This window comes from Stenotrophomonas sp. STEN023 (assembly GCF_056760135.1).
In genome coordinates, this window is the sequence record NZ_JBRREF010000143.1 from 1 (window position 1) to 4,953 (window position 4,953).

The window sequence follows — 4,953 nt, forward strand, 5'->3', positions numbered from 1 at the left end:
CGGCCCCCCGCCGCGGCCGCGCCGCGGCGCGCCGGGCCGCGCCCGCCGCCCCCCCCCCCCCCCCCCCCCCCCCCCCCCCCCCCCCCCCCCCCCCCCCCCCCCCCCCCCCCCCCCCCCCCCCCCCCCACAACCACAAGAGCCGGGTTCAGGCAAAGTGACGCTGTCACGCCAGCCCGCCCTGCGTCGTCCTGCCCGTATGAATGCCGAAACCATCTTCCAGACCCACCGCCCGCGCTTGCTGGCATTGGCCTACCGCATGCTGGGCAGCCGCGCCGATGCCGAGGACGTGCTGCAGGACGCCTGGCTGCGCTGGGCAGGCAACGACTCCGCCGACATCCGCGATGCCGAGGCCTGGCTGGTCACAGCCACCACCCGGCTCAGCCTGGACCGCCTGCGTGCGGCTAAGCGTGAACGCCAACACTATCCCGGCCCATGGCTGCCGGAACCATTGCAGGTCGAACTGTCGTCAGATACCGCAACCGACCCTGCACAGATCCATGCCGTCGCCAATGAAGTCTCTTTCGCCTTCCTGACCCTGCTGGAGCAGCTGAGCCCGGACGAACGTGCCGCCTTCCTGCTCAAGGAGGCCTTCGACCACGACTACCGCCAGATCGGCAGCCTGCTCGGCCACAGCGAAGCCAACTGCCGGCAGCTGGTACGCCGCGCCAAACAGCGGCTGCAGACCGGTGCACCGCGCTTCCAGCCAGCGCCGGAACAGCATCGGAAACTACTGCAGCGCTTCATGGAAGCAGCGCAACGCGGTGACAGCCCAGCCATCCAGGCGCTGCTGCACGCCAATGCAACCCAGCTCTCCGATGGCGGCGGCATTGTCACCGCAGCGATTCGTCCGCTGCTGGGCGCCGAGCGCATCGGTCGCCTGTACTGGGCCATCGCTCGCCGCGGCGCCGCCCTGCCCGCGCAGCTTGGCTACGTCAACGGCGAGCCGGCGATCCTGCGCTTTGCCGACGGCAAGCTGGCTTCCTTCACCACCATCGAAGTGGCGGATGGCCGCATCTCCGCCCTGTACAGCATGCTCAATCCGGAAAAGTTGCCGCTGCTTGTCACGACCGACATCGCTGGCGCGTCCTTGTAACGAAAGGCGGCCGTGGTGGCCGTTTGGAGATACCTGATGTCCGCTACTACTTTCCCGCGCGTGCCCTATGCCCGCCTTGCCGCCGATGCCTTCAAAGGGCTGCTGGCCACCAGCAAAGCCGTGCACGACAGCTCGATCGAGCACGAACTGCAGGAACTGGTATTCCTGCGCGTATCGCAGATCAACGGCTGCGGCTATTGCATGGACATGCATGCCACCGCCCTGCGCAAGGCCGGCATCGAGCCACGCAAGCTCGACACCCTGCCGGCCTGGCATGAGAGCCGCTTCTTCGATGAGCGCGAGCGCGCCGCCCTGGGCTGGGCCGAAGCGATGACCCGATTGCCAGACGGTGCGCCCTCGCAGGCTGCTTTCGACGCGTTGAGGCCGCATTTCGATGACAAGGGCATCAGCGATCTCAGCATGGCCGTGGCGGTGATCAACGCCTGGAACCGGCTGGGCGCGAGCCTGCTGCCGCCGCTGCCCTGAGCTGTTCAGTAGTCGAAGGCCATCTTTCCCGGACCGGACTGATGGCCGCAGCCCGCGCCACACCGCACAATACGGCGCATGGGAACCCTTGTACTGATCCTCGACCTTATCGGCACCTTCGTCTTCGCCCTGTCCGGGGCGACGATGGGGGTGCGGCGGCGGCTGGATATCTTCGGCGTGCTGGTGCTGTCGTTCGCGGCGGCACTGGCCGGCGGCATGACCCGCGACCTGCTGATCGGCGCTACCCCGGTGGCGGCGATCAGCGACTGGCGCTACCCGGCGATCACCTTGGCCGCAGGCATCGTCACCTTCTTCTGGGCGCCGCTGATCGAGCGCATGCAGTACCCGGTGCGCATGTTCGACGCAATGGGGCTGGCTCTGTTTGCCGTGGCCGGTACACAGAAGGCGTTGGCCTATGGAATCGATCCGCCGATGGCGGCTGCACTTGGCATGTTGACGGGTATTGGCGGCGGTATTGCCCGTGACGTGCTGCTGGCACAGGTGCCGCTGGTGCTGCAGGCCGAGTTGTATGCGGTTGCCGCGCTGGCTGGTGCTGCGGTGGTTGCGCTGGGTTATTGGCTGGGATTGCCGCCGTTGCCTTGTGCGTTGGTTGGTGCTGGCTTGTGCTTTGGCCTGCGGATGATGGCGATGCATTTTGGTTGGCATCTGCCGGTGGCCTTGCAGTCGTCGGAGCCGCCGCCGCCGGAAGGGCCGCGTAGTTGAGGTAGAGCAAGAACCAAAGCCAAAGCCAAAGCACCCCTCCCCGGCCCTCCCCTTGCCTACGGCAAAGGGAGGGAGCGAAGCCACGGCCCTCCCTTGCGGCAACGAGAGGGAGCAAAGCCAGGGCCTCCGGTAACACCAAACTCACACTACATCGGCCATCGTGGACGTCCCGTTTCAACAGGACCCAGCCATGTCCGCAGAACGCTCCGATACCCTGATCGGCGATGACGTCGTCCGTACCCTTGGTCAACAATCCGAGACGTCGCAGGTACTTGCCCAGGTCAAAGACGGTCAGGTGACCTTGTCCGGCGATGTACCCAGCACCGATGCGAGACACAAGGTCGAGACCGTTGTTGCGGCCATCGAAGGCGTGCACAAGGTGATCAATCATCTCAATGTCGACAGTGGCAAGCGCTCGTTCGGTGCCGCCGGCGAGGCTGTCCGTGACAACCCTGATGGTCGCGACGATGCGCAGATGGGCGATATCGACCTCGGCAAGGACGGTTGAGCCCACTGATGCACCGAGGGCAGTGCATTTGCGGGTAACCTGAACCCGCACCTCGCCGCTTGAGCCACACATGCCACACCCCGAGCCCGCTCCCGCCAAGAAACCCAGCTTCCGCGAGCGCGTGGATGCGATGCGTAACCTGCCGCCGTTCCTGCGACAGGTGTGGCAGACCAGCCGCTGGCTGACCATCACCAGCCTCGGCCTGCGCCTGGTCCGCGCCTTGATGCCGGTAGCGATGCTGTACGTGGGCAAGCTGATCATCGATGAAGCCGTGCGCCTGGCCGGCGCCGGCCCGATGCCACCGCTGAGCGAGGCATTCTCCAGCGGCCACCTCACTACCCTGCTTGAGCTGCTGTTGCTGGAACTGGCCATCGCGATCGGCTCTGATCTGCTCGGCCGGCTGATCAACTACGCCGATTCGCTGCTTTCCGAGCTGTTCACCAATGCCACCAGCGTGCGGTTGATGGAGCACGCCGCCGAGCTCGATCTGGAAGATTTCGAAGACCCCGACCTGCAGGACAAGCTCGACCGTGCCCGGCGCCAGACCATGGGCCGCATGAGCCTGATGAGCCAGCTGTTCGGGCAGGTGCAGGACACCATCACCGTCATCAGCTTCGCCGCCGGCCTGATCGTCTACGCGCCTTGGTTGATTGTGCTGCTGGCGATTGCCTTGATCCCGGCCTTCATCGGCGAATCACACTTCAACACCTTGGGCTATTCGCTCAACTTCAGCTGGACGCCCGAGCGCCGCCAGCTCGATTACCTGCGCCAGGTAGGTGCCAGCGTGGAAACGGCCAAGGAGGTGAAGATATTCAACCTCAACCGTTTCCTGATTGATCGCTACAAGCTGCTGGCCGAGCGCTTCTACAAGGCCAACCGGGCGCTTGCCCGCAAACGCGCGATCTGGGGCACGTTGCTGGCCGCCTTGGGCACGCTTGGCTACTACGCTGCCTATGGTTATATCGCCTGGCGCACCATCCGCGGCGATTTCAGCATTGGCGACCTGACCTTCCTGTCCGGCAGCTTCCTGCGCCTGCGCCAGTTGCTGGAAGGCCTGCTCACCGGCTTCTCGCAGGTCGCCGGGCAGGCGCTGTACCTGGATGACCTGTTCTCGTTCTATGCCATCGAACCGGAGATCCGTTCGCGCCCGGACGCGGTGGCGATACCGCGGCCAATCCGCGAAGGCTTCGTGTTCGACAACGTCGGCTTCCGTTACCCCGATGCCGAGCGCTGGGCGGTACGCAACCTAAGCTTCCATCTGCAGGCAGGTGAAGTCATTGCCTTGGTCGGCGAGAACGGCGCCGGCAAGACCACCCTGGTCAAGCTGCTGGCACGCCTGTACGACCCGGACGAAGGCCGCATCCTGCTCGATGGCCGCGACCTGCGCGATTACGACCTGGACGACCTGCGCGCGAACATGGGTGTGATCTTCCAGGATTTCGTGCGCTACCACCTGTCCGCAGGCGAGAACATCGGCGTTGGCCTGGTCGAGTCGATGTATGACAAGCAGCGCATTCAAAATGCTGCACGGCGCGCGCTGGCCGATGAAGTGATCGACACCCTGCCCGCTGGCTACGACCAGTTGATCGGGCGCCGCTTCAAGACCGGCGTGGACCTGTCCGGCGGCCAGTGGCAGAAGATCGCCATCGCCCGCGCCTATATGCGCGACGCGCAGGTGATGATCCTCGACGAGCCGACCGCAGCCTTGGATGCGCGGGCGGAGTTCGAGGTGTTCCAGCGCTTCAAGGAACTCTCGGACAACCGCACTGCCGTGCTGATCTCGCACCGCTTCTCATCGGTGCGCATGGCCGACCGCATCCTGGTGCTGGCCGACGGCCGCATCGAAGCCAGCGGCACCCACGAAGAGCTGATGATCGAAGGCGGGCGCTATGCGGAGTTGTTCGAGCTGCAGGCAGCGGGCTACAGATGAGCACCTGTAGTGCAGAGCCATGCTCGGCAGAGGCTTTCGAAGCAAAAAGCCCCCCCTCCCCAGCCATCCCCTTGGCCCGCGGCCAAAGGGAGGGAGCGTAGTGGGGGGGGGGGGGGGGGGGGGGGGGGGGGCGGGGGGCGCCCGCCGCCCGCCGCGCGCGGCCGCCCCCCCCCCCCCCCAACAACAAACAAACAAAAAAAAAAAAATATAAAA

Annotated in this window: 5 protein-coding genes; all 5 read left to right on the top strand. The window is 65.5% G+C overall.

The annotated features are described in order from the left end of the window. The first annotated feature begins 196 nt into the window (after positions 1-196). A complete protein-coding gene (gene sigJ, locus ACVOLV_RS21845) occupies positions 197-1,093 on the top strand; it encodes an RNA polymerase sigma factor SigJ (protein ID WP_481556194.1) in 897 nt (298 codons plus the stop codon). Positions 1,094-1,129: 36 nt separating this feature from the next. After that, positions 1,130-1,579: a carboxymuconolactone decarboxylase family protein gene (locus ACVOLV_RS21850; protein WP_481546865.1), complete on the top strand. Its 450-nt coding sequence runs from the start codon at positions 1,130-1,132 to the stop codon at positions 1,577-1,579. Between the two features lie 78 nt (positions 1,580-1,657). Further along, the gene (locus tag ACVOLV_RS21855; RefSeq protein ID WP_481556191.1) at positions 1,658-2,302 is read left to right on the top strand and encodes a trimeric intracellular cation channel family protein; all 645 of its coding nucleotides are present in this window, start codon (positions 1,658-1,660) and stop codon (positions 2,300-2,302) included. Between the two features lie 190 nt (positions 2,303-2,492). Beyond that, positions 2,493-2,810, top strand: a complete 318-nt coding sequence (locus ACVOLV_RS21860; protein ID WP_481556192.1) for a BON domain-containing protein — start codon at positions 2,493-2,495, stop codon at positions 2,808-2,810. A gap of 70 nt (positions 2,811-2,880) precedes the next feature. After that, positions 2,881-4,740, top strand: a complete 1,860-nt coding sequence (locus ACVOLV_RS21865; protein WP_481556193.1) for an ABC transporter ATP-binding protein — start codon at positions 2,881-2,883, stop codon at positions 4,738-4,740. The last annotated feature ends 213 nt before the right edge of the window (positions 4,741-4,953 follow it).